General features: G+C 66.2%; 20 protein-coding genes and 1 pseudogene. 3 read left to right on the top strand and 18 right to left on the bottom strand.

Translation table 11 applies throughout. The features are described 5' to 3' along the window. Positions 1-110: 110 nt before the first annotated feature. From AC6JAM_RS08540 to AC6JAM_RS08500, 9 genes are all read right to left on the bottom strand, one after another. Entirely contained in the window at positions 111-1,271 is a 1,161-nt protein-coding gene (locus tag AC6JAM_RS08540) for a baeRF2 domain-containing protein (protein ID WP_497934485.1), read from the bottom strand. A 117-nt stretch (positions 1,272-1,388) separates the two neighbouring features. Then, a complete protein-coding gene (locus tag AC6JAM_RS08535) occupies positions 1,389-1,733 on the bottom strand; it encodes a hypothetical protein (RefSeq protein WP_018770404.1) in 345 nt (114 codons plus the stop codon). Positions 1,734-1,755: 22 nt separating this feature from the next. Further along, the gene (locus AC6JAM_RS08530) at positions 1,756-3,006 is read right to left on the bottom strand and encodes a D-arabinono-1,4-lactone oxidase (protein ID WP_026265944.1); all 1,251 of its coding nucleotides are present in this window, start codon (positions 3,004-3,006) and stop codon (positions 1,756-1,758) included. Positions 3,007-3,065: 59 nt separating this feature from the next. After that, the gene (locus AC6JAM_RS08525; protein WP_497934484.1) at positions 3,066-3,974 is read right to left on the bottom strand and encodes a pentapeptide repeat-containing protein; all 909 of its coding nucleotides are present in this window, start codon (positions 3,972-3,974) and stop codon (positions 3,066-3,068) included. A 183-nt stretch (positions 3,975-4,157) separates the two neighbouring features. Continuing rightward, on the bottom strand, positions 4,158-5,954 hold the full coding sequence (locus AC6JAM_RS08520; protein WP_497934483.1) for an amidase: 1,797 nt from the start codon (positions 5,952-5,954) through the stop codon (positions 4,158-4,160). Then, positions 5,951-7,054, bottom strand: a complete 1,104-nt coding sequence (locus tag AC6JAM_RS08515) for an agmatine deiminase family protein (protein ID WP_056389620.1) — start codon at positions 7,052-7,054, stop codon at positions 5,951-5,953. The genes AC6JAM_RS08520 and AC6JAM_RS08515 overlap by 4 nt, the downstream gene beginning before the upstream one ends. A 47-nt stretch (positions 7,055-7,101) precedes the next feature. Beyond that, the gene (locus AC6JAM_RS08510) at positions 7,102-7,812 is read right to left on the bottom strand and encodes an alpha/beta fold hydrolase (RefSeq protein ID WP_134164838.1); all 711 of its coding nucleotides are present in this window, start codon (positions 7,810-7,812) and stop codon (positions 7,102-7,104) included. 44 nt (positions 7,813-7,856) lie between these two features. Further along, complete coding sequence (gene rsgA, locus AC6JAM_RS08505) at positions 7,857-9,038, bottom strand: ribosome small subunit-dependent GTPase A (protein ID WP_056389614.1); 1,182 nt, start codon at positions 9,036-9,038, stop codon at positions 7,857-7,859. Between the two features lie 263 nt (positions 9,039-9,301). Beyond that, positions 9,302-9,574: a zinc-ribbon domain-containing protein gene (locus tag AC6JAM_RS08500; RefSeq protein WP_497934482.1), complete on the bottom strand. Its 273-nt coding sequence runs from the start codon at positions 9,572-9,574 to the stop codon at positions 9,302-9,304. A 111-nt stretch (positions 9,575-9,685) separates the two neighbouring features. Between AC6JAM_RS08500 and AC6JAM_RS08495 the strand changes: the two genes are divergently transcribed. Further along, on the top strand, positions 9,686-10,837 hold the full coding sequence (locus AC6JAM_RS08495; RefSeq protein WP_478222612.1) for a GGDEF domain-containing protein: 1,152 nt from the start codon (positions 9,686-9,688) through the stop codon (positions 10,835-10,837). Positions 10,838-10,874: 37 nt separating this feature from the next. Here the strand turns inward: AC6JAM_RS08495 and AC6JAM_RS08490 are convergent, their stop codons facing one another. Genes AC6JAM_RS08490 through AC6JAM_RS08460 form a run of 7 tightly spaced genes read right to left on the bottom strand, consistent with a single transcriptional unit; the run spans position 10,875 to position 18,136 of the window. After that, complete coding sequence (locus tag AC6JAM_RS08490) at positions 10,875-11,990, bottom strand: Gfo/Idh/MocA family protein (RefSeq protein WP_497934481.1); 1,116 nt, start codon at positions 11,988-11,990, stop codon at positions 10,875-10,877. Continuing rightward, positions 11,975-12,673: a ThuA domain-containing protein gene (locus tag AC6JAM_RS08485; protein WP_268002254.1), complete on the bottom strand. Its 699-nt coding sequence runs from the start codon at positions 12,671-12,673 to the stop codon at positions 11,975-11,977. Before AC6JAM_RS08485 ends, AC6JAM_RS08490 begins: the two co-directional genes overlap by 16 nt. A 51-nt stretch (positions 12,674-12,724) precedes the next feature. After that, a complete protein-coding gene (locus AC6JAM_RS08480) occupies positions 12,725-13,729 on the bottom strand; it encodes a sugar phosphate isomerase/epimerase family protein (protein WP_134164834.1) in 1,005 nt (334 codons plus the stop codon). Positions 13,730-13,764: 35 nt separating this feature from the next. Continuing rightward, positions 13,765-14,955: a Gfo/Idh/MocA family protein gene (locus tag AC6JAM_RS08475; protein WP_497934479.1), complete on the bottom strand. Its 1,191-nt coding sequence runs from the start codon at positions 14,953-14,955 to the stop codon at positions 13,765-13,767. A gap of 13 nt (positions 14,956-14,968) precedes the next feature. After that, positions 14,969-15,874: a carbohydrate ABC transporter permease gene (locus tag AC6JAM_RS08470; protein WP_018770391.1), complete on the bottom strand. Its 906-nt coding sequence runs from the start codon at positions 15,872-15,874 to the stop codon at positions 14,969-14,971. Between the two features lies 1 nt (position 15,875). Beyond that, positions 15,876-16,811 carry a carbohydrate ABC transporter permease gene (locus AC6JAM_RS08465; protein ID WP_018770390.1) on the bottom strand — a complete coding sequence of 312 codons (936 nt, stop codon included), beginning with the start codon at positions 16,809-16,811 and terminating at the stop codon, positions 15,876-15,878. Next, positions 16,808-18,136, bottom strand: a complete 1,329-nt coding sequence (locus tag AC6JAM_RS08460) for an extracellular solute-binding protein (protein ID WP_497934478.1) — start codon at positions 18,134-18,136, stop codon at positions 16,808-16,810. Before AC6JAM_RS08460 ends, AC6JAM_RS08465 begins: the two co-directional genes overlap by 4 nt. Positions 18,137-18,371: 235 nt before the next feature. On the opposite strand from AC6JAM_RS08460, the gene AC6JAM_RS08455 reads away from it, so the two are divergent. Continuing rightward, positions 18,372-19,415, top strand: coding sequence for a LacI family DNA-binding transcriptional regulator (locus tag AC6JAM_RS08455; RefSeq protein WP_018770388.1), 1,044 nt, complete (start codon positions 18,372-18,374; stop codon positions 19,413-19,415). 9 nt (positions 19,416-19,424) lie between these two features. Beyond that, positions 19,425-20,612 carry a mandelate racemase/muconate lactonizing enzyme family protein gene (locus AC6JAM_RS08450; protein WP_497934476.1) on the top strand — a complete coding sequence of 396 codons (1,188 nt, stop codon included), beginning with the start codon at positions 19,425-19,427 and terminating at the stop codon, positions 20,610-20,612. Between the two features lie 76 nt (positions 20,613-20,688). Here the strand turns inward: AC6JAM_RS08450 and AC6JAM_RS08445 are convergent. Both AC6JAM_RS08445 and AC6JAM_RS08440 read right to left on the bottom strand, forming a co-directional pair. Further along, positions 20,689-20,902: pseudogene (locus AC6JAM_RS08445) on the bottom strand (phosphogluconate dehydrogenase C-terminal domain-containing protein); the annotation flags it as partial. 136 nt (positions 20,903-21,038) lie between these two features. Beyond that, the gene (locus AC6JAM_RS08440) at positions 21,039-22,145 is read right to left on the bottom strand and encodes a LacI family DNA-binding transcriptional regulator (RefSeq protein ID WP_497934475.1); all 1,107 of its coding nucleotides are present in this window, start codon (positions 22,143-22,145) and stop codon (positions 21,039-21,041) included. Positions 22,146-22,298: the final 153 nt, after the last annotated feature.

Below are 22,298 nucleotides of genomic sequence, written 5' to 3'. Positions count from 1 at the left end.
TAAAAAGCAGTGGCCGGACCTTTCGGACCGGCCACTGTTTTTGTCCAACCTTCGGCTTCCCGTTCCTCCTCCAGCAGTCCCCCTTGCACCAGGTGGGCTGCATAGGCCGATTACGACGACGGGACGCCCGGGCCCGGGGACCAGCGGAGCAGTGCCGCCACATCCACGCCCTCCGGCAGGACAGGTCCAGGGACCAGGAGAACGCGGGCGTCAGTCAGGGCAGCTGCCCGCAACAGGGCGGCAGGGGCCGGAACTTCGCCAAGTATTCCTGCCGCCAGGGCTTCCTCTTTGGCCGTGGCGATCCACGGTTCGGCATCCAAGGCCAGCATGGTCCGCCGGGAGAGGGCGGCGTCATCAAGGATCAGGACCTCAACCTGTCCCTGCTGGAGCGCGTGGACCACAGCTCCCGCCCCGTGGGCCGCTTCCGGATTTGCCTGGCCCTCCTGGACCGCCAGCCTGTCCATGACCGCCTGCTGTTCTTCAGCCCAGACCTCCGCCACCCGCTGGCTGACCTGGTCCTCCAGGTTGGCGCTGTCCGCCCCGGCAGTGTGCGTGTGGGAACCGACCTCCGACAACAGTGCCCTGCCGGCCTCGGAGAGGTTTTCCCTGACCAGCCCGCGGGCGCGGATATCGCCGGCGAGAACAATCAGCCGGGCGCCGCCCGCACTGGCCACCCTGTCTATTTCGCCCGCCACTTCGTCGGCGTTCCGGCGCCACACGTCCTCGGTGTGGTGCTGGAACCGCAGCTCCGACCAGCCGCCGCCATGGAATTTGTGAATGTGTTCGGACTCGCCCTCCACCTCCCGGACGCTGGCAGGGGCCCCCGCCCCGGCACGGTACAACCGGATTTCCCCATGTTCGCGGCTGACCTCGGCCACAACGTACGGAAACTCTTCGGGCTGGTGTTTCAGCAGCGGGAGCAGGTCCGGGACGGGCTCGACGACCATCCTCTCCGGCAAGACCAGCCGGCCCGGGAGCACCTCGTTGAGTTCGGCTTTCCCGCCGTGGACCAGCACGAACCTGGACACGGGGGAGGGCATCCCCGTTGCGGGCGTGAGGGCCTGTTCCATGGCGTCGATGTCAGCGGACGTTGCTCCCTGGGCCTCGAGCTGGGCGCGGGTGTTTCCGGCCCGGACGTCGCCGGCTTCCAGGCTGTCCACTGTTCCGGTTCCGGCATCCACGTAGGCTGTGCACCAGGGGCCGGGCAGGCGGTACAGGTCCGCGTATGCCTTCAGGCCGGAACCGTGGGTGGTATTGCCGCGTTCTGCCATGACGATCTCCTTCGCGCGTGACGTGGTGTCACAGGCTTATTGGTTCGTCACTTCACGCTAGCACCGGGGAAGAGGCGGCTGAAGGGTCTTCCGGCCCCCCGACAGTCAGCCCGTCCGTCAGGCCTGGCAGGCGTCCTTCAAGGCCCGGACTGAGTCTGCCGGCACCTGGTCTCCGGCTTCGGCGATCTGGCCCAACGGCGTCGTAATTTCCGCCGGTACCCCTGCCGTGCGTGCCGCCGAGACGAGCCCGGCCAGCGCCTGTCGGTCCTCCACGCTGACCAGGCCGTCCTGCACCACCGCGCAGATTTGCCGGTTGACTTCCTGTGCGGCGGCGGAGGCAACTTTGGATGCGGCATCGCTGGCGGCATTGCCCGCAGCCTCCTCCACCCCGCCACATCCGGTCAGCAGCAACAGGGCGGTGGACAGGGAGGCGGCAGTAACGACGGCGGCGCGGAAGGTCATCCCTCAAGCGTACCGGCGGTGCCTACCGGCGGGCCGGGACGCCGAGGATGCTGTCCAGGAGTCCGTTCCGGAACTTGCCCTCCGGGTCGTGCCCGGCGGCAAAGGAACGGAAGTCGGCGAAGCGCGGGTACAGCTTTTCCCAGTCATGGGCGTCCGCGGTGAACAGTTTGCCCCAGTGCGGGCGCGCCCCGAAGGGCCGGAGGGCGTCTTCCAGGAGTGGGAGGAAGGCTTCCACCTCCGGCTGCAGCGGTTTCCAGGTGAAGTGCAGGGCAACGCTCTGCTGGCGGTAGAAAGGGCTGAGCCAGAACTCGTCGGCGGCTCCGGTGCGGATCTCCGAGACGAAGAGCAGGGGTGCAAGTTGGCCGGCCAGCCCGCGGACTGCCTGGAGGGCGGCGGGGGCGTGCTCCAGGGGAAGGATGAATTCGCTTTGCAGTTCGTCCCCGTTGCTGGGAGTGAACTCGTGCCGGAAGTGCGGCAGCCGGTCCAGCCAAGGCCCGGGTTCGTCCAGCTGTGCAGTGCAATTCTCGGCGGACATGTCCGGCAGCGGGTGCCGGGGACGGAGGGCGGCGGTGGCACCAAACAGGTTGGCGGGTGGTTGCTCCCCGTCGAGTGCTTTGAGCCAGACCTGGTTGATCCGGTCGCCGGCGTAGTCCGTAAACAGGCTCACGCTGTAGGCGCTGGAGACGATGGCGGTGAAATCCGACAGGGCGTTGTCCCAGGGAAGGTCCTCCAGGACACGCTGGCGCACTGTGAAGCTGGGACGTACCGCCAGTTCCAGTCCGGTGACGATGCCCAGGGCGCCGATGCCCACCACGCTGGCAAGGAACTCATCGCCGTCCGCCCGGGTAAGTGTCACCTGCTCGCCCGAGGCCCGCACCAGGTCGATGGATTCCACGGCGCCGGCGAGGGACGGGTTGTCCACCCCGGAGCCGTGCGTGCCGGTCTGGACCGCACCGGCTACCGAAATGTGCGGCAGCGAGGCCAGGTTGTGGATGGCAACCCCGGACTCCTCCAAGGTCCGGCACAGTGCCCCGTAGCTCACCCCGCCGCTGACCCGCACGGTTCCCCGCCCGGCATCCAGTTCCACCTGCTGCGGCAGGGCATCGAGGAGGATGTGGACGCCGTCAGTGTCGCCCACCCGGTTAAAGGAGTGCCGGGAGCCCAGGGCCTTGACCCGCGGCGAGTCCGCCACGATGTCCGCCAGCTCCGCTACGGATTCCGGCCGCCGCACGTCCGCGGAGGAGTATTCGAGGTTTCCTGCCCAGTTCTTCATCGGGTGGCTTTCGTTTGACATCGGTTTCCTCCAACTGTCAGCGCTAACAATCTTCGCTGTCAAGGCGCTTCCACGGGACGGGCGGGGGCCGCAGGAGCGGCAGCATGCCAGTGCCCGGGCTGCTCAAGCCCGGCGGGGAGGAGGGTGGAAGCGCTGCCGTGGGCCGCGGTGATTTGCGCCTGGGTGAGGAAGAGCGCCCCGGTGAGGTCGGCGTCGTCGAGCCTTGCATCCCGCAGGTCGGCACCAAGGAGGTCCGCTGCCGTCAGGTCGGCGCCCCGGAGGTCCGCGGCGATCAGGCAGGCACCGCGAAGGTCCGCAGCGCACAGCGGCAGGCCGCGCAGGTTTGCTCCCGCGAGGTCGGCGCCCGGCGCCAGGCGGACCAGGCGCGGATCGTCGCCGAAGGGGCCGGCGCCGAAGTAGCCCGCGCGGACCTCCTCACTGACCTCACGGAGTGCGCTGCCCACCTGGAGGTGCAGGGATGCGATGTCGGCTGCGAGGACCTCCTCAAGGGCGCCCGATGCAACTGCCCTGACCTTCGCCTGCAAGCGGCGGACATCCTCCGCGGTATCCGGGCCGTAGGCTTTCGCCCCAGCCTGGGCCAGGAGCCACAGCATTTCGTGCAATTGGCGCAGGACTTTAAAGGCGGCGAACATGTCCGGCGCCGATCCCGGGTCTTCCCGCCAGCTGATGCCCCTGAACAGCCGCTGGCTGACTGCCTGGCCTGCGCCGAAGCAGTCGAAAACCGTGCAGCCCGCAAACCCGCGGGGCCGGAGCCGGTCATGGATGGTGCAGGAGAAGTCCGGCGCCAGGTTGGGGCATGGCGTGGCGGGCGGTTTGTCGATGGCGAAGTCGGCCGAGCGGGTGAACCCGAAAGCCGTGCAGCACAGGGCAAAGCACTGCGAACAGTCAGGCCGGAGGGCGGCCGGGCCGGTGGGGGTGGCGGCGGAAGGAGGGTTGGTGGGTTTCATGATTGCTCCCGAGGGTGGTTCCGGTAGGGGCGCGGGACGGAGGGGAACCCATGGTGGGGTTCCCCTCCGTGGCACGCGGAATCACCGTTCCTGCCGGGGAGGACGGGAACTGCGGACGGCTGGACATCAAAGGCAATGAAGGAGAATCACTGCGTCCAGAATATCCGCATCGGGCGGGAATGGTCAGTCGCTGTTCGTGTTTGCCGTGCCCTTTCCTGAGGCTTTTCCTGTGGGCGTGGTGCGCGGCGGTGGAACGCGGCGGCTCCCGGTGGCTTCGAAGGCCGCGGCCAGCCGCAGCACGTGGGTGTCACTGTAGGCGCGGCCGGCGATGGTGAGGCCAACGGGCATCACGATATCCGCAGCGATGCCCATCGGAACCGTGACAGTGGGGATGCCGAGGTGGCGGGGTACCAGGTTTCCATTGGCCACCCAGACGCCATTGCGCCAGGCGATGTCCGCCGAGCGTTCATTGGTATCCGCGTCGGCAGGTGCCACGTCGGCCGCCGCCGGGAACACCACGGCATCCAGTTCCAGCCGGTCCATCCACTCCTCCAGGTCCACCCGGCGGGTTTCCTCAAGTCCCGCCAGGCCTTCGGGCAGGTGCGGAATGTCGGCCAGGACGGGAACCCCGTTGTCGCGGATCCAGGAAGGATAGTCGGCGATGTCGTCGTCGAACCCGTCGTAGCGGTCCGGCAGCGCGCCCTGGGGGGCGGGGAAGATCGCGGAACCGTCGACGTCGGCAAGGCGGTTCAGCCGCGGGTCGCCGTTGGCGTCGAGGAAGTCATGCCACGCCCAGGCCGACAGGTCCACGATCTCCCGCCGCAGATACTCCGGCGACACCAGTCCGCGGGTGGCGATGGTGGGCGAACCGGGCCGGTCGCCCTCATAGTTGGACACCACGGGGAAGTCCACTTCCACTACTTCCGCGCCCGCGGCTTCCAGAGCACGCCGCGCCGCGTTCCAGAGGTCCAGGATGGACCCGCGCGTCTCGATCCGTTGCCCCGTGGGACCGCCGATGCCAGGTGCTTCGGCCATACCGGCGGCGGGATCGGCATTGATGTACATCCGGGGGATGCCAAGCCTTTGTCCTGCAAGCACGCCCGCGGCCGCCGAAGCGTCCCGGACCGCGAGGCCAACGTACGACGGCGGGCGGACGGCGGATGCCTTGGGCAGCGGGATCCACGGCTGGACGCGCCAGAAATCCCCGCGGGCCTCGGCGTCATCCGCCACCACCACATCCAGGACCTCCAGCAGGTCCGCCATGGTGCGGGTGTGCGGCACCACCACGTCCATGGTGGGTACCAGGGGCCAGTTGCCACGTACGGAGATGATGCCGCGCGAGGGTGTGTAGGCGCACAGGGCATTGTTCGACGCCGGTGCCCGCCCCGAGGACCAGGTTTCCTCGGCGAGGCCGAATGCCGCGAAGCTGGCGGCCGTGGCGGTACCGGAGCCGTTGGATGATCCGGAGGCGAAGGCGGCGGTGAGGTATTCCGCGTTGTAGGGGCTCTCTGCCCGGCCATATACGCCGCGCTGCATACCTCCGTTGGCCATGGGCGGCATGTTGGTGAGCCCGATCAGGACCGCCCCGCCTGCCCGCAGCCGTTCGATGGTGAAGGCATCCCGCTGTGCCACCAGGTCCTTGAAGGCCGGTGAGCCCGCGGCTACGGTAAGCCCCTTTACCTGGTAGCTGTCCTTAGCCGTGTAGGGGATACCGTCGAGGGGTCCCAGGGTGAAGCCGGCAGCGCGGCGCCGGTCTGACGCCTGTGCTTCGGCAACTGCATCCGGGTTCATCACGACGAGCGCGTTGAGGCGTATGCCGTGCGAATCATACTTCTCGATGCGGTCAAGGTAGAGACGGACCAGTTCCTCGCTGGTGACCTGGCCGGAGTCGAGGGCGGCGCGCAGCTGTGCGATGCCGGCCTCCACGACGTCGAACGTCTGCCCCACCGGCAGCGGAACCTGCGTTTCGGCGAGCTTCACAGTGTGCCTCCATCCTTGGCAGCCGGCTGCTGCTGCGTGATGCAGTGGATGCCGCCGCCGAAAGCGAAGATGTCCCTGGCATCCACCAGTTCCACGGTCCTGCCCGGATACGCGCGTTCCAGGATCCCCGCGGCGATGGTGTCGTTGGGATCGTCAAAGCTGCACAGCACCACCACGTCGTTGCCGACGTAGTGGTTGATGTAGGACCAATCCACCCAGCCATCAGCATCGCGCAACACCGTGGGTGCCGGGACGTCGATAATGCGCAGCGGCCGGCCCTTGGCATCCAGCTGGCCCGCGAGGACGGCCTTCAGCTGCAGGTAGACGGCATGGTCGGGGTGGGCGGGATCGTCCTGGCGGTGCAGCAGGATGGTGCCGGCGCCGGCGAAGGCTGCCACGATGTCCACGTGTCCCCGGGTGCCGAATTCGTCGTAATCCCGGGTCAGTCCGCGTGGAAGCCAGATTGCTTTGGTGGTGCCCAGGGCGGCGTGGACTTCTGCTTCAACCGATTCCTTGGTGGCGCCGGGATTGCGGCGGGGATCCAATTGGACCGTTTCGGTGAGCAGGACGGTCCCTTCGCCGTCCACATGGAACCCGCCGCCCTCATTCACCAAGGGGCTCGGCCAGACGGGAACTCCGGTGCCTATTGCAACAGTCCGGGCAACGTCCTGGTCCTTGGCCCACGCCGCCCACTCCTGGGCCCCCCATCCATTGAAGATCCAGTCGACGGCTGCCAGTGCGCCGTTGGGCTGGTGCACGAACGTGGGGCCGCTGTCCCGCAGCCAGGCGTCATCGAGCGGGACCTCCACGACGTCGATGCCGCTGCCGAGCCATTCCCGTGCGGCCGTGGCGTCCCTGGGGTCAGCCACCACCGTCACGGGCTCGTGCCGGGCGATTGTCTGGGCCACCGTGGTCCAGGCGGCCCGGGCCCGGTCAAGGGTGGGGCTGCCGATGGGGCCGAAGGTGTCGTTGGGTGGTGGAAACGCCATCCATGTGCGCTGGTGGGCCTCCCACTCTGCGGGCATGTGGCCTGCGGCGCCGGTGGATACGTGGTCAGGGGCGGCGCTGTCCCGGACTGCGGTCGAATAAATGAATGCCATTCATTTATTATGGGGACCGTACTGGCAGCGCGCAAGAGTATTTCGTTTCAGTCCCTGCCTGTCCGGTCCACCGCCGACAGGATGGCCTGGGCCAGTTGGTCCGGTTTGGTGAACTGCGGCCAGTGCCCGGTGGGCAGGTCGATGAATTCCACGTCCCGCACCTTGGCCAGCTCCGCCACGAAGGGATGGTTTGCCGCGATCCACTCCCGGAGCATGGCCGAGGGGAACCCGCACGAGATGACGGTGGCGGGAACGTCGTAGCGGCGCCCGTCATGCAGGCGCTGCCTGCCGTACGCCACGCCGCGGGGTTCGGGAACGGCGCGGGCGCGGAATGACCGGCGCAGCCGGTCGTTGAGGTCCACCAGTTCGGCGTCGTCAAAACTCTGCCAGGGCGGCAGCGGGACATCGTCCCCGTGGGCAGGCAACTGGTCGTTGATGACGCTGCCGTCAGCCAGCGGCCCGCTGTCCACGTAGATGGCGCGTTCCACCCTGTCCGGCCGCGCATCCACTACCCCGTGAATGATTGCCCCGCCGCCGGAGTGGCCCACCAGGACCACCCTGCCCGGCAGCCCGTCCAGGACCTCCACCACCGCATTGATATGGTCCTGCAGGCTGATGCCTGCGCGGCTGGCATCCACCGAGTCCTTGCCGGGAAGCGTGAGGGGATGGGGGCGGTGCCCGGCTGCTTCCAGGGCAGGTGTTACCCCCTCCCATGACGAGGCGTCCAACCAGAAACCGGGTACCAGGATGATGTCCATGACCGAACCCTACTCCCCACCCATGACACGGAATAGGCGTTCTCCTACCGCTTGCGCTTCCGGTCCTTGTCTCCGTTCCGGCTTCCGCGTTCGGAGGCCTCGCGCTCAGCCCAGCGTTGCGACTTCCCCGCCGAAACCACCTTCTGGTGCCACTCCCGGTGGTAGGCGCGCTGGGCGGCGACATCGGAGCGGCGCGCCAGCGCCGCCAGTTCCCGCTGCATCTTCAGATACGAGTTCCAGCGGCGCGCGGCCAGGACGCCGGTGTCGATTGCTTCGCGGACGGCGCAGCCAGGCTCGCTCCCGTGTGAGCAGTCAGCGAACCGGCAGCCGGCAGCCAGTTCCTCGACGTCGCCGAACATCCCGTCCAGGCCGTCCCCGGCATCGAACAGGCCAAATCCGCGCACGCCGGGAGTGTCCATCAGCACCGTCCCGTTGGACAGCGGGACCAGCTCGCGGACGGTGGTGGTGTGCTTGCCCTTGAAGTCTCCGGACCGCACTTCGGCGGTCTGCTGGACGTCGCGGCCCACCAGGGCATTGATCAAGGTGGATTTGCCGGCACCGGACGGTCCCAGCAGCACGATGGTTCCGCCCGGCGGAATCCGTGCCATCAGTTCGTCGATGCCGTCGCCGTTTTCGGCGGATGTGGTGACCACCTCCACGCCCGCCGCCTGAAGGATAACTTTTCCGACGACGTCGTCCGCCACCTCGGCCAGGTCCGCCTTGGTGATGATCACCAGGGGGGTGGCGCCGGAATCCCATGCGGCGACGAGGGTGCGTTCCAACCGGTTGTGTGTGAGGGGCCGGTCCACGGGCACCACCACGCCCACGGTGTCCATGTTCGCGGCCAGGACCTGCGCGGCGGACGAATCCTCGAAGGCACGTTTGCGGCTGAGTTCCGAGCGGCGGGGGAGGACGGCCAGGATTTGCCGGTCGCCGCCCCGGTTGGGGCCGATCCAGACCCAGTCTCCGGTGACGGCCGGCTCGCCCGAGAGCGGGTAGGGCAGGTGGAGGAGACCGTCATGGACCGCGACGAGCAGCAGGGTGCGGTCCACGCGGACCACCCGGCCCCGTTCAGTTGCCGGCGGACAGGGATGCTGATCGAAATAGCCGGCAACGGCGGGCGTGTAGCCGTATGCGGAGGGGCCGGGCAGCGGACGAGTGCCAGCAGCGCTGTCTGTTTCTGTGGTGTTGGTGGTGTCCAGGGGGTTGCCTGAAGAAGTATGCACGGTGGTTCCTTGGGCTGTCCCCGGTGCAGTGCGGGTGGACGCGCAGCGTCAGGAACCGCGAAGGCAGCCGGGAGGGATGGTGGGTGTGATGGATGCGGGGCGCCCAGGGCGCGCGGCAACTGCAGTCATCAAAACCACCTCCATTCCCTTGTGCGGTTTCCCGTCCTCCTGCCGGAAGCGGCGGGGCGGGACCGTCTCCCACTTTAGCGGCCCCCAACGCCGGAGGCTAGAGGTTGGCATCTTCCGCAGGGGATTGCCGCGTGCTACCGCCGAAGTTCCTGCGCCCGCTTCTGCCGTCCGCTGATGGACGAAGCGTGGCCGCAGTTGGTGCAGGTGATCAGGTATTTCCGGGACACAGTGAGGACAGGGATGAAGAACAGCGTGAACTTGGTGGCCTGTTCGTCCAGGGCATGGTGGACGAAGGCGCCGCAGTGCTGGCAGGTTGCCGTTCGGCCCGGCAGGGCCTTGTGGACGGTCTTGAAGCCGAAAAGGAGGAGCATGGGCGGGCCTTTCATTGCCTGGGTGGTACCTGCCACCCTAGGTGAGTTTGACGGCTGTCCTTCAGGGGTACGGACGCTTCTGTACGGTGTGCGTGGATGCCATACTGTGCTGGGCAACATCAGGCCTTCTGGGGGGACTTCTGGCACATGGTTCTGGACACGGCGACCCTGCGCATCGCTTTCGGCCTCATGGCCCTGGTCCTGGTGGTTCTCTTCTACTTTTCCGCCTACCGGCTGACGCGTTCGCCATACAGCGCCTGGTGGTGCGGTGCCCTGCTGTTCTTCCTGGCCGGATCAGGCTGCTTCCTGTTTGACGGCACAGTGCATCAGGTGTGGGCCAACCCCCTGGGAAACACCCTGCTGGTGCACGGCGGCGTTGCAGTGTGGGCCGGGGCGCGCTCCCTGCGGACCGTACGGCCTCCCAGGTGGGCCTTTACCGGCATTCCCTTGGTCACCCTGGTGGCCTCCCTGCTGGACCAACCCGCCACCAACACCTGGTCCGGCGGCACGGTGTTCCTCGCCGCCATGAGCCTGACCGTCGGATTGGCGTCCCGTGAGCTCTGGCGCCTTGAGCCCGGGTATTCGCGGGTCCGGATCCCCATGGCTGTGGCGGCCGGAGGGCTCAGTGTCTTCTACTTCTTCCGGTGGCTGGCGTTCCTGGTGGAGGGCCAGAACGGGCCTGTCTTCGTCACCGTTTTTGGGTCCGCCATCACCACCCTGGTGACCATGGTCCTGCTGGTGGTGGTGTCCTTCAGCATGGCGGCCTTGAGCACCGAACAGCAGACGCGTGCCCTGCGCGTGGTGGCCAGCCGCGACGACCTCACCGGGCTCCTGAACCGCAAGGCCTTCCTGGACCTGGCCACCGAGCAGTTGGCCGACCGCACCATCACCGGCGGCTCGGGAGCCCTGATCCTTGCCGACCTTGACCACTTCAAGACTGTCAACGACACCTATGGGCATGCCGCCGGCGACCTGGCGCTGCAGGCCTTCGCCGACGCGTGCGCTGCCACCGTGCGCTCCACAGATCTGACGGGGAGGTACGGCGGGGAAGAGTTCGTCATCCTGGTTCCCGGAGCAAGCGCCGAACGGGCCGAGACGATTGCCGAGGAGATCAGCAGGCGCATGGCCGGCGCGGACACGCCGGGCGGCATGGAGATGCCCACCGCGAGTTACGGCATTTCCACCTACGACGGCGTGACCTCCGATGTTGACCAACTTATCGCCGCAGCGGATGCCGCCCTGTACCGGGCCAAATCGCTGGGCCGGAACCGCGCCGCCCGCAGCGACGGGCTGCGGTAGCTTTACTGCCCAAAGCGGCACGGTTCCGGACAGCCGGCTACTGGGACTGGAGCGCGTCCGCCTGTTCGGCCAGGACGGTGAGGGCCACGCTTTCCGGCCGCTCCACCGTGCTCCGGATGCCGAACGTCATGCCGCTGCGTGCGGCTTTGAGGACGGATTCCATGACTTCCAGGACGTGGAAGGCAAGTGCGCCACCCGCCCTGGGCTCCTTGCCTTGCGGGGTGGCGGCAAGGTCCGCGATGCCGAACCCGCGTCCGGCGTCGACGTACCCTGCGGAGGCGGGAAGGGTCTCCCAGTCCTCGGCGCCGAGGGAGAACAGCTGGACGTCGCCGTCAAAGTGGTTCGGATCCGGCACCACCAGGGAACCGCGCTCGCCATGGATCTCGATGTTGGGCGACTTCGACTTCACGGCATCGAAGCTCATGAAGAGGGTGGACAGCGCACCGGAGGCGTGGACCAGGACGCCGGTCACGTGGGAGTCGATGGTGACCGGCACTTTCTCGCCCTGGCGCGGCCCCGAGCCGATGGTGCGCTCATTCCGGGTGTGGCTGGCCGCGCCCATCACGGAGACGACGGGACCCAGCAGGGTCACCAGGGCGGTCACGTAGTAGGGGCCCATGTCCAGCAGCGGGCCGCCGCCGGGCTGGTAGTAGAAGTCCGGGTTCGGGTGCCAGCGCTCGTGGCCTGGGGTCACCATGGTTGCCGACGCCGAGATGGGGGCGCCGACCAGCCCGTCGTCGATCGCCTTGCGGGCGGTCTGGATGCCGGTGCCCAGTACGGTGTCAGGAGCGCAGCCGACGGCGACGCCGGCCTCGCGTGCCGCGTCCAGCACCTGGCGCGCCTCCTCAGTCGTGGCAGCAAGGGGCTTCTCGCCGTAGACGCTCTTTCCGGCGGCGATGGCCTTCAGTGCCACCTCGGCGTGGGCGGCGGGGATGGTCAGGTTCAGGACAAGTTCGACGTCGTCCGCGGCGAGGAGTTCCTCCACGGAGATGGCGCGGACACCTTCGTAGCCATCCGCCACGGCCTGGGCACGTGCGGGGTCCAGGTCCGCCACGGCCACCAGGTCGATCTGGCTGAGTTTGCGGAAGTTCGCCAGGTACTGCGCGATGATGGCTCCGCAGCCAATGATTCCGACTTTCAACGGCTTGCCCACAGCAGGCCCCTTTCGATGATGGTGCGGACATTGGTGTCCTGGAGGATTTCGACCCGATGGCCGGGGGTGGCGACGAAGATGCGGCCCTTGCCCCACTGGCGGGTCCAGATGGCGGGGGAGGTCACTTCACGGTTCCATGGGTCCCATTCACGGACCTTCTGGGTGGTGGTGGCCAGGACATCGATGTAGTCGTCGGAGAGGACCCAGTACTGCTCGGTGACCAGGTCGAAGTCCTGGATGCCCCGGGTGATGGGGTGTTCGGCGGCCGCGGGCAGCATGTTGACGGTATAGGGCACGTAGTTGTCCGACTGCTCGCCGATGCACTCATCCGGGTGCTTGCCAGGGTGGCAGGCGAACTGGCCGCCGATCAGGTGCAGGTAGTCGGAGGTGTTCCGGTAGGAATCGGCGATTCCACCGTGCCAGCCGGCCAGGCCGGTGCCGTTCTCCACGGCGGCCCGCAGTCCGGCGAACTCGTCCTTTTCGATGGTGGACATGGTCATGCACTGCATGATGAGGTCCACACCGGCCATGTAGGCGGCGTCGGTGTAGACCTTGGGGGATTCCTCCACCCGGACGTCATAGCCGTTGTCTTTGAGATGGGGAATGAAGAGCTCGGTGGCCTCGTAGGGCTGGTGGCCGTCCCAGCCGCCGCGGACCACCAGTGCATTCTTTCGTTCTGTCATTGAATTTCCTTTGTTTGGCTACCGGCCTTGCGGGCCGGAAAGAGCAGGGGGTCAGCGGCTGGCGAAGGCGGCGTCGAACGCCGCTGCGGGCGGGGCGATGCGGGCCAGTTCCTGGACCATGGCAAGGGCCTGCGGGGCGCCGATGAGGCGGTCCATTCCGGCATCCTCCCATTCGATGCTGGTGGGGCCGTCGTAGCCAATGGCATTCAGGGTCCGGAAGATCCGGTTCCACTGCACGTCACCGTGTCCTGCCGTGACGAAGTCCCAGCCCCGCCGGGGATCCGCCCAGGCGAGGTGCGAACCCAGGCGGCCGTTGCGGCCATCCAGCTGCCGGACGGATTCCTTTACATGCACATGGAAGATCTTGTCCGCGAAGTCCTGCAGGAACATCACGGGATCCAGGTCCTGCCAGATGAAGTGGGAGGGGTCGAAGTTCAGGCCAAAGTTCGCCCTGTGGCCAATAGCCTCAAGGGTCCGTTTCGCCGTCCAGTAGTCGTAGGCGATTTCAGACGGGTGGACCTCGAGTGCGAACCGGACACCTGCCTCGTCGAAGACGTCCAGGATGGGGTTCCACCGGTCCGCGAAGTCCTGGTAACCGGCGTCGATCATTGCCTGCGAGGCCGGCGGGAACATGGCGACGGCCTTCCAGATGGACGAACCGGTGAACCCCGTCACGGTCTTGACGCCAAGCCGTGCGGCCGCCCGCGCGGTGTCCTTCATGGCCTCCGCCGCCCGCCGGCGCACCCCTTCAGGCTCGCCATTGCCCCAGACTTCCGCGGACAGGATGCCCTGGTGGCGCTCATCGATAGGGTCATCGCAGACGGCCTGGCCCGTGAGGTGGTTGGCGATGGCGAAGACCTTGAGGTTGTTCTTCTCGAGGATGTCCAGCCGGCCCTGGAGGTAGTTGTCGTCCTCCGCAGCCCGGCGGGGGTCCAGGTGGTCGCCCCAGCAGGCGATTTCCAGCCCGTCAAAGCCCCACTCGCCGGCAAGCCGGGCCACTTCCTCGAAGGGCAGGTCGGCCCACTGGCCGGTGAACAGCGTGATTGGTCGTGTCATTGGGTGTTCCTTGGTTTCTTGAAGCTGTAGGTCGCTCAGACTTTTTGCCACTGGCTGGAATTCGCGGCGCTGGACTCCACTGCGGCGAGGACCCGCTGTACCTGCAAGGCGTCGCCGAACGACGGTTCCGGTTGGCGGCCCTCGCCGATGGCCGTGACCAGGTCCACCACCTGGTGGGTGAAACCGTGCTCGTACCCCAGGCCGTGGCCCGTGGGCCACCAATGCCCCACGTACGGGTGCTCGGGCTCGGTGACGAAAATCCGGCGGAAGCCGGCGTCCGGCGATTCGGCCGAATCGTAGAAGGACAGGACGTTCATGTCCTCGAAATCAAAGGCGAGGGAACCCTTGGTGCCGTTGACCTCCAGCCGCATGGCATTTTTCCGGCCCAGGGCGTAGCGCGTTGCCTCAAAGACGCCGATCGCGCCCGCGGAGGCGCCGCCGTCGAACTTTGCGCTGAAGATGGCCGCATCATCAACGGTGACGGTCCCGCGGGGGTTGTCACTGCTGAGGTCGCCGTGGCCCCCAAGGCCCACCAGGTCGCCTGCCAGCGGACGTTCCCGGACAAACGTTTCCAGCATTGCCGACACCCCGCTGATGTTCTGCCCCGTGACCCACTGGGCGGCGTCGATGCTGTGTGCGCCGATGTCGCCCAGGGAGCCGGAACCGGACTTGTCCTTGTCCAGCCGCCAGGTCATGGGGGCGTTGGCGTCGGAGAGCCAGTCCTGCAGGTACTGGGCCCGGACGTGCCGGATGTCGCCAATCCGTCCTTGCTCCACGAACCGCTTGGCCAGTGCCAGTGCCGGGGTGCGGCGGTAGCTGAAGCCGCACATGGAGAAGACTCCATGCTTTGCGGCGGTCTCCGCTGCCAGTGTCATCCGCTCGGCTTCCTCCACGGAGTTGGCCAGCGGCTTTTCGCACAGCACGTGCTTTCCGGCCTCGAGGGCTGCGATGGCAATCTCTGCGTGGGTGTTGCCGGGCGTGCAGATGTCGATGAGGTCGATGTCGTCGCGCTCGATCAGGCGCCGCCAGTCGGTCTCCACCGACTCCCAGCCCAGCTTGTCAGCTGCCGCGCGGACGCCGTCGGCATTCCTGCCGGCGACCGCGGTGAGCTGTGGCTGCAGCGGCAGGTCGAAGAACCGTGGCGCGGTCCGCCAGGCGTGGGAGTGGGCGGCACCCATGAAGGCGTAGCCCACCATGCCGACCCGCAGGGGTTTGGCGGTGGTCATGGACGTGTCCTTTCTACTTGCTGAAGCCGGCCGTCAGGCCTGCCAGCAGTTGGCGGCGGCCGATGACGTAAAGCACCAGGATGGGCAGCGTGCTGAGCATCACCGAGGCGAGAACGGCCGGGATATTGACGCTGAATTCACCCTGGAAGCTCCACAGGCCCAGGGGCAGGACGCGCAGGCTGGGGCTCTGGGTCAGGACCAGCGGGAGCAGGAACCCGTTCCAGACATGCAGGCCGTTGTAGATGGCAACGGTCACAATAGCCGGGCGGGTCAGGGGCAGGGCGAGCCGCCACATGGTCTGCCACTCGCTGCAGCCGTCCAGCCGCATGGACTCGAACAATTCGTTCGGGACGTCGCGGATGAAGTTGGACAGGATCAGCACTGTGAGGGGGATGGCAAAGGCAATGGACGGCAGCATCAGTGCCAGCAGGCTGTCGTACAGGTTGAGCCGGATGATCATCAGGTAGATCGGGATGATCGTCGCCTGGAGCGGGATGGCCAGCCCCATGAGGAACATGCCGTTGACCAGCTTGAGGAACCTTCCGCTGCCCCGGACGATCGCGAACGAGGCCATGAACGAGATCAGCACCGTGGGAATTACGGAACCGAGCGTGACGATGACGCTGTTCATGAAATATGTGGCGAAGTCTTTCTCAAGGACCAGTTGGTAGTTCTCCAGCGTGGGCGAGGTGGGAACGGCCAGGGGATTCTGGCCGAAGTATCCCGCCTGCGTCTTCAGGCTGGTGATCACCACGTAGTAGATCGGGAGGATGATAATGGCCAGCCAGATCCACCCACCGAGGCCGCCGGGGATGTTGAGCCGCCTCAGCCGTTGGCCGAGTCCCTGCTTGGGTGCGGCGGAACCGGCCGTGGTTCCGGTCCGGGCCTCCTGCGAATTGCTTTTCAGGACGGTACTCACCCTACAAACCTTCCAATTGGCTGCCTTGTTTGTCCTTGCCGCCAAGACGCTGGAGGAACAAGGCCAGTGCAAGGCCGATGATGACGAGAATGACGGCGATGACGCTGGCCGGGCCCATGAGGTTGGCCCGGAAGCCCCGCAGGTACATGTCCAGGGCCAGGATCCGCGTGGAGTTTCCCGGTCCGCCGCCCGTGAGGACGAAGATCAGGTCGAAGTAGGTCAGCGAACCCACCACCATCAGCGTGGAGGACGTGATGATGGTGTATTTCAGCTGGGGCAGGGTGATGTGGAAGAACTGCTTGATGGTTCCGGCACCGTCGATCTGCGCTGCCTCGTAAAGGGACTTCGGGATCTGCCGCACCCCGCCCTGGTAGATGAGGGTGTGGAACGGGACGAACTGCCAGGCGATGACGAAGATGACCAGGCCTACGGCCAGTTGGGGTACCCCCAGCCAGTCCTGTGCCAGGAAGGGCAGCCCCAGGCCGGTTGCCAGGCCGAAATTCGGGTCCAAAAGGGCCTTGAAGGCGATGGCGACGGCGGCTGAGGACAGCAAGAGGGGCAGGAAGTACAGGACGGCAAGGGCAGCCCGGTAGCGCTGGCTTCCCGCCGTGAACACCCCCAGGAGCAGGCTGATGGGAGTCTGGACCAGCCACGAAACGATCATGATCAGGAAGGTCAGGCCCAGGGCGTTGTACAGTCCCGGATCCGCCAGCACAGAGAACCAGTTGTCCAGTCCAGCTGCCCCGATGGCACCGATTCCGTCCCAGCTGCTGAAGCTGAGGATGAGCACCCCGGCCAGCGGGATGACTGCGAACACCAGGAAGAAGAACAGTGCCGGCAGGGTCAGCCACGCCAGGGCGGCCCTGCGCTGTTCGGTCTGCTTGGAATCTTTCGCCCTCGTGGCGGCCCGCGGGGCAGTGGAGACGGCGTTGCTCATTTCCCTAGGGTGCCGTTCATGTTCTCGGCGAACTGCTGCGGCGTGATCGACTTCAGGAACAGCTGGTCGATGTTGTTCAGCAGGGCCTCAGCTGCGGTGGGGCTCAGCGCCTGGTCCCAGGACTGCTGGAAGTTGGGTGCGTTCTTGGCCATGTCGTAGACGAAGTTCAGGAACTCCTTGTCCGGGGAGGTGTTCAGCTTGTCTTCGATGCCGTTGACAATCGGCACGGAGCCGGAGTTGATGTAGGCGTCGACCACGGTATCGGTCAGGATCCCGTCCTTGAAGAACTTCTTGGCGGATTCCTTTTCCTTGTCGCTGGCCTTGGAAGAGATTGACATGTACGCCGCGGGGTTTCCGACGCCGTTCTTCGGGTCGCCCTTGCCGCCGGCAACCGTGGGGAAGGGGACGAAGCCCAGCTTTCCGTCCTGCACAAAGTTCTGGCCGGCCTTCTTCATGGCGCCATAGGTCCAGGAACCGTGCAGCATCATGGCTGCCTTGCCGGAGAACAGGAGGGCCTGGTCTGCCTGCGAGTCGGCAGTGATGGAGGAGAAGCCCTTGATGAAGCCGTCAGCAGAGACCAGCTCCTGGATCTTGGTGCCGGTCTCGATCACGGCCGGGTCCATCCAGGAATTGGGCTTGCCCTCGAAGATCGCCTTGAAGACGTCCGGCCCGCCGATGCGGTCCAGGAGGTATTCAAGCCACATCATGGAGGTCCAGCGCGACTGGCCGCCCAGGGAGAACGGGGCTACGCCCATGCCGTTGAAGGTCTTGACCAAGGACATGATGTCGTCCCAGGTCTTGGGCGGCTGGACGCCTGCCTTCTGGAACAGTTCCTTGTTGTAGAACAGCACGATCGGGGCGACGTACTGGTTGGGCAGGGCGTAGATCTTGCCGTTGACGGTGGCTGCACCGAACACGGACGGGAAGAACTTCTTCTTCAGGTCCGGATTATGGTCGAACCAGCTGGTGAGGTCCTCAACCTGGTTGGCCTCGGCGTAGGTCTTCAGGCCACCGCCGCCCCAGCCGTAGATGATCGTGGGTGCCTGGTTGGCGCCGATGGCGGTCTTGATCTTGGTCTTGTAGGCGTCGTTCTGGAAGTACGTGACCGTGATCTTGTCGGCGGAGTTTGCCGAGTTAAAGGCATCCACGGCTTTCTGCATGGTGGTCTGGTTCGGCTCGCCGGACAGGTACCACATGCTGGCGCCCCCGCCGCCGCTGGAGGCACCGGGGCCGGACGTCCCGCAGGCAGTGGTCGCGGCAACGGCAAAGGGAGTGAGGGCAGCGAGGGCGAGGAAAGACCGCCGGGAGGACTGGGGTTGCTTCATTGCTTCTCCATTGTGAATTTGCGTCGGGGTACGGGGCGTCAGCTCCGCCGTTCGTTCGAAACATTTCGAACGGTGATATAAGTCACGCTGTAAACTAAAGCCCTAATTATCGGCGGCGTCAAGGGATCGTAGAGGATCTTTTCTGTCTACTCCCTATGTCCCGGTGCTCTTGACCGGAGAAGGCCCCACTCTGCACAATGAAAGCGTTTCCCCACTTTCGAAAGATTGCGAACCGATGACGAGCAAATTGCAGGAGCGGACCAAACCTACGCTCGCTACCGTGGCCAGGCAGGCAGGGGTTTCGGCGCCTACGGTGTCCAAAGTGGTGAACGGGCGTGAGGACGTGGCCCCCGAAACCAGGGCCCGGATCCTTGCCGCACTGGAGCAGGCGGGCTACCAGTCGCCTGTCCAGCGCCGGGCGGCCGCCGAAAGCGGGACCGTGGTGGAAGTAGTGATCGACGTGCTCGACTCCGCATACACCATCCAGGTCCTCAACGGCATCCTGCAGTTCGCTGCCGCCGCCGACGTCGAAATCCTGGTCAGTGTGACCGGCCAGTCCACCCCCGCCCGCCACACCCCCGAGCGCCGGGCGCAGCGGATGCTCGAAGAGGGCAGGGCCGGGATGATCGTGGTGACCTCGGCCTTCAGCGAGGCGCAACTGCACGCGTTCAGGCGCCGCCACATCCCCGTCGTCGTCATCGACCCGCTTAACCCGCCCTCCGCCGACGTCGTCAGCGTTGGGGCCACCAACTGGGCCGGCGGCAAAGCTGCCACCGAGCACCTGCTGGGACTGGGACACCGCCGCATTGCCTACATCGGCGGCATAGAGGGCGCTGAATGCAACCAGGCGCGGCTGCACGGATACATGGCAGCCCTGATGGCACAAGGGATCAAGGTGGACCCCCAGTACGTTGTTTCCGGCGGCCGGTTCCGGACGGAGAGTGGGGTCAATGGATTCAAAGAGCTGCTGAAGCTTGACCCGCGCCCCACGGCGATCTTCGCCGGAAGCGACACCATTGCCCTGGGCGTCCTCAGCGAAGCGCGGCGCCACGGAATCAGGGTTCCCGAGGACATCAGCCTCATCGGCTTCGACGGCACCAACCAGGGTGAGCAGTCCGTTCCATCGCTGAGTTCCGTGGCCCAGCCCCTGGAGGAGATGGGGCGGGCGGCCCTAAGGTCGCTACTGCGGCAGGTGCAAGGCGAAGTCCTCGATTCCCACCGAGTGGAACTGGCAACCCAGGTAATCGTGCGGGAATCCACCGCCCCTCCCGCGGACTGAAAGACAACCATGAAAATCACCCATCTCGACACCGTGGTCGTGGACTTCTACCGGACGAACCTCATCTTCGTCCGGCTTACAACTGACGAGGGGCTCACCGGCATCGCCGAGGCGACCCTCGAAGGGCAGGAACATGCTGTCCTCGGGGCGGTGGCTGTCCTTGCCGAAGCCGTCAGGGGCAAGGACCCCACGCGGATTACCCAGACCATTTATGAGCTCAACCGCGACGCCTACTGGCGCGGCGGTCCGGTATCCATGACAGCCCTGAGCGCCCTTGAGATGGCGATGTGGGATGTTTCGGCGCGGGCCTTGGGCGTCCCGGTCCACCGGATGCTGGGGGGACAGGTCCGCGACCGGGTCCGCGCCTACGCCAACGGCTGGTTTTCCGGGGCCATCACTCCGGAGGATTTCGCCGAGGCCGCTGTACGGACGGTCGGCCAAGGCTTCCGCGGCCTAAAGTGGGACCCTTTCGAGGCCGCGGACCTTTTCCTGGAACCGCGGGACCTGGGGCGCATGCTTGAACCTGTTGAGGCAGTGCGGGCGGCAGTGGGCGACGACGTTGAACTGTTCATAGAAGGCCACGGCCGCTTTGATGTTCCCACCGCCATCCGGGTGGCCCGCGAACTTGAACGGTTCCAGCCGGTGTTTTTCGAGGAACCGTGCCCGCCGGACGGGATCGACGCCCTCGTGGAGGTGCACAGCAAGTCCCCTGTTCCCATTGCCGCGGGGGAGAGATGGATGGGCCGGAACACCTTCATTCCTGCCCTGGCCCGCAACGCCGTGGATTACATCCAGCCGGACGTCACGCACGCCGGCGGGCTGCTGGAACTGTCGTTCATTTCCACTCTGGCGGCAGCCCATTATGTGCCGTTCGCACCGCACAACCCCAGCGGGCCACTCAGCACTGCGGCAACCCTGCAGCTCGGGGCCACACTGCCGAATTTCCGGTACCTGGAGATCATGGCCACGGACGTGCCGTGGCGCAGCGACATCTCCAGTGAGCGCCTTCAGCTGACGGCAGACGGCGATGTCATGATCCCCGAAGGCGCTGGGCTGGGCATCGACCTCGACTATGACGCGATCGCGGAGCATCCTTTCACGCCGCATCCCATGCGGATCTTCAGCGACGTGGTGGCCGATATCCGGCCGCCGGACGCCCGGTCCTACTTCAACCTCGCAGGCGCAGGCGTCCGCTGACGCGTCGGACAACGAAAAAACGGCGGCGTCCGCCCGGCCCAATAACCGGACGGAGGCCGCCGCTGCGGGTGGGTGCCTAGCGCTTGACCGCCTCGAGCTTGAGCAGCTTGGCGATAACGCCGTCGAGTTCGGAGTCGTCGAAGATCTTCTTCCAGTCGTCCTTGATGATGCTGTCCTTGCCGTACCAGGGTTGGCTCCAGGATGGCGTGCTGCTTGACGGTGACCCAGTGCACGTCGATGACGGGAGCGTAGATGGTGCGGATGACGGCCTCGGCAGAGTCACGGGAGGCGCCGGACTTCAGATTGTTTCGCTTGGGAGGTGTCCGTAGAATCTGCCGCCGTCACGGCCACCATGCGATCGCATATGCAGACCGCGTCCCGGCGCCTGCTGGCCGGTTTCGACGCCTCGCAGTAGGTTCCCGCGTATCAGTTGAGCGAGGCCGCCAGCTTTTCCCGCTGTGGATCGTCGCCCGTCCGGCGCGGGCCCACTGAACCGCGGCGCACCAGGGTGGCCGTGAACTGCGCCGGAGCGGCGGGCGGCAGCCCCTCCATCTGGCGGATCAGTGCCTTGGCTGCCGCCACGCCCATGTTGTAGACCGGCTGGGCGATGACCGTCAGGGGCGGCGTGGTGAGCCTGGTCCATGCGAAGTCGTCGTACATCAGGAACGACACATCGGCCGGAATGGACAGGCCCAATTCCTGGATCGCTTCCACCACGCTGAGGGCAATCAGGCCGTCCGAAGCGACCACTGCCGTGGCCTGGTCCGGGCCCCGGAGCACTTCGCGGGTGATGCTGCGGATCGAGTCGGCATCGCCGGCATTCAACCTGACCAGGTCTTCCGGGAAGGGCAGCCCCGCCGCAAGGAAAGCGTCCCGCATCCCCTCGATGCGGTCCGCAATCTGGGAGGACTCCAGGGTCATGCCCGGCGTGTAGGGGGTGTCCGTCCGCAGTGTGGAGATGAAGGCGATACGCCGGTGCCCTGCCTCGAGCAAATACTGCGTAGCTTCCCTGGAAATCCGCACCATGTCCACGGCCATGGTCTCCACCTTGAGGTCGCCGGCGGTGCGGTCGATGAACACCAGGGGGCGTCCGGACCGGTGCACCTCCTGCAGGTGTTCGGTGTCCACTGATGATGCCGGGGCGACGATGAGGCCGTCCACCCGCTTGTCCAGCAACACCCGCACCGCGTCCACTTCCGCCGCCCGGTCCTCGTCGGTGTTGACCAGGATGACGTTGTACCCGGCCTTCTTGGCAGTGTCCGTGATGCCCCGGGTAGCAAGGCCGAAATGCGGGTTTTCGATGTCACCCACCACCACGCCGATGGTGTGCGATTTTCCGGTGTTCATGCTGCGGGCCAGCTCGTTGGGACGGTAGGAAAGCGCCTCGGCAGCGGCGAGGACGCGCTCGCGGACGTCGTCGCTGACCGCGCCGTAATTGCCCAGTGCACGGGCGGCCTGTGCCTTGGAGACCTGCGCAGCTTTTGCGACGTCGGCAACGGTTACGTCCCGCCGTCGTGCTCCATCACCGTTCATCTTCACCTTTCGACGGGGTTGTTGACGCCCCATGTGACATCGGCTACATTTCTATCAATCGATGTGAGTCCGGTCTCAATCCTAAGCTGTGAGACCGGACTCAACAAGAGCATCGACGACTTTCTTCGGCGGCCCTGACAGCACCGCCTTCCC

This window comes from Arthrobacter sp. GmRoot5-12 (assembly GCF_059739365.1).
Note: the sequence above shows the minus strand (reverse complement) of the source record. Positions and strands in the feature narration are given on the sequence as shown.

What these genes read in the sequence shown, in the direction of transcription:
- AC6JAM_RS08530 (WP_026265944.1), bottom strand. Translation starts at nt 3,006, where the DNA reads ATGAAGAACTGGGCAGGAAACCTCGAATACTCCTCCGCGGACGTGCGG.
- AC6JAM_RS08495 (WP_478222612.1), top strand. Translation starts at nt 9,686, where the DNA reads ATGGTTCTGGACACGGCGACCCTGCGCATCGCTTTCGGCCTCATGGCC.
- AC6JAM_RS08450 (WP_497934476.1), top strand. Translation starts at nt 19,425, where the DNA reads ATGAAAATCACCCATCTCGACACCGTGGTCGTGGACTTCTACCGGACG.
- AC6JAM_RS08525 (WP_497934484.1), bottom strand. Translation starts at nt 3,974, where the DNA reads ATGAAACCCACCAACCCTCCTTCCGCCGCCACCCCCACCGGCCCGGCC.
- AC6JAM_RS08460 (WP_497934478.1), bottom strand. Translation starts at nt 18,136, where the DNA reads ATGAAGCAACCCCAGTCCTCCCGGCGGTCTTTCCTCGCCCTCGCTGCC.
- AC6JAM_RS08515 (WP_056389620.1), bottom strand. Translation starts at nt 7,054, where the DNA reads ATGGCATTCATTTATTCGACCGCAGTCCGGGACAGCGCCGCCCCTGAC.
- AC6JAM_RS08510 (WP_134164838.1), bottom strand. Translation starts at nt 7,812, where the DNA reads ATGGACATCATCCTGGTACCCGGTTTCTGGTTGGACGCCTCGTCATGG.
- AC6JAM_RS08540 (WP_497934485.1), bottom strand. Translation starts at nt 1,271, where the DNA reads ATGGCAGAACGCGGCAATACCACCCACGGTTCCGGCCTGAAGGCATAC.
- AC6JAM_RS08485 (WP_268002254.1), bottom strand. Translation starts at nt 12,673, where the DNA reads ATGACAGAACGAAAGAATGCACTGGTGGTCCGCGGCGGCTGGGACGGC.
- AC6JAM_RS08455 (WP_018770388.1), top strand. Translation starts at nt 18,372, where the DNA reads ATGACGAGCAAATTGCAGGAGCGGACCAAACCTACGCTCGCTACCGTG.
- AC6JAM_RS08535 (WP_018770404.1), bottom strand. Translation starts at nt 1,733, where the DNA reads ATGACCTTCCGCGCCGCCGTCGTTACTGCCGCCTCCCTGTCCACCGCC.
- AC6JAM_RS08480 (WP_134164834.1), bottom strand. Translation starts at nt 13,729, where the DNA reads ATGACACGACCAATCACGCTGTTCACCGGCCAGTGGGCCGACCTGCCC.
- AC6JAM_RS08440 (WP_497934475.1), bottom strand. Translation starts at nt 22,145, where the DNA reads ATGAACGGTGATGGAGCACGACGGCGGGACGTAACCGTTGCCGACGTC.
- AC6JAM_RS08475 (WP_497934479.1), bottom strand. Translation starts at nt 14,955, where the DNA reads ATGACCACCGCCAAACCCCTGCGGGTCGGCATGGTGGGCTACGCCTTC.
- AC6JAM_RS08465 (WP_018770390.1), bottom strand. Translation starts at nt 16,811, where the DNA reads ATGAGCAACGCCGTCTCCACTGCCCCGCGGGCCGCCACGAGGGCGAAA.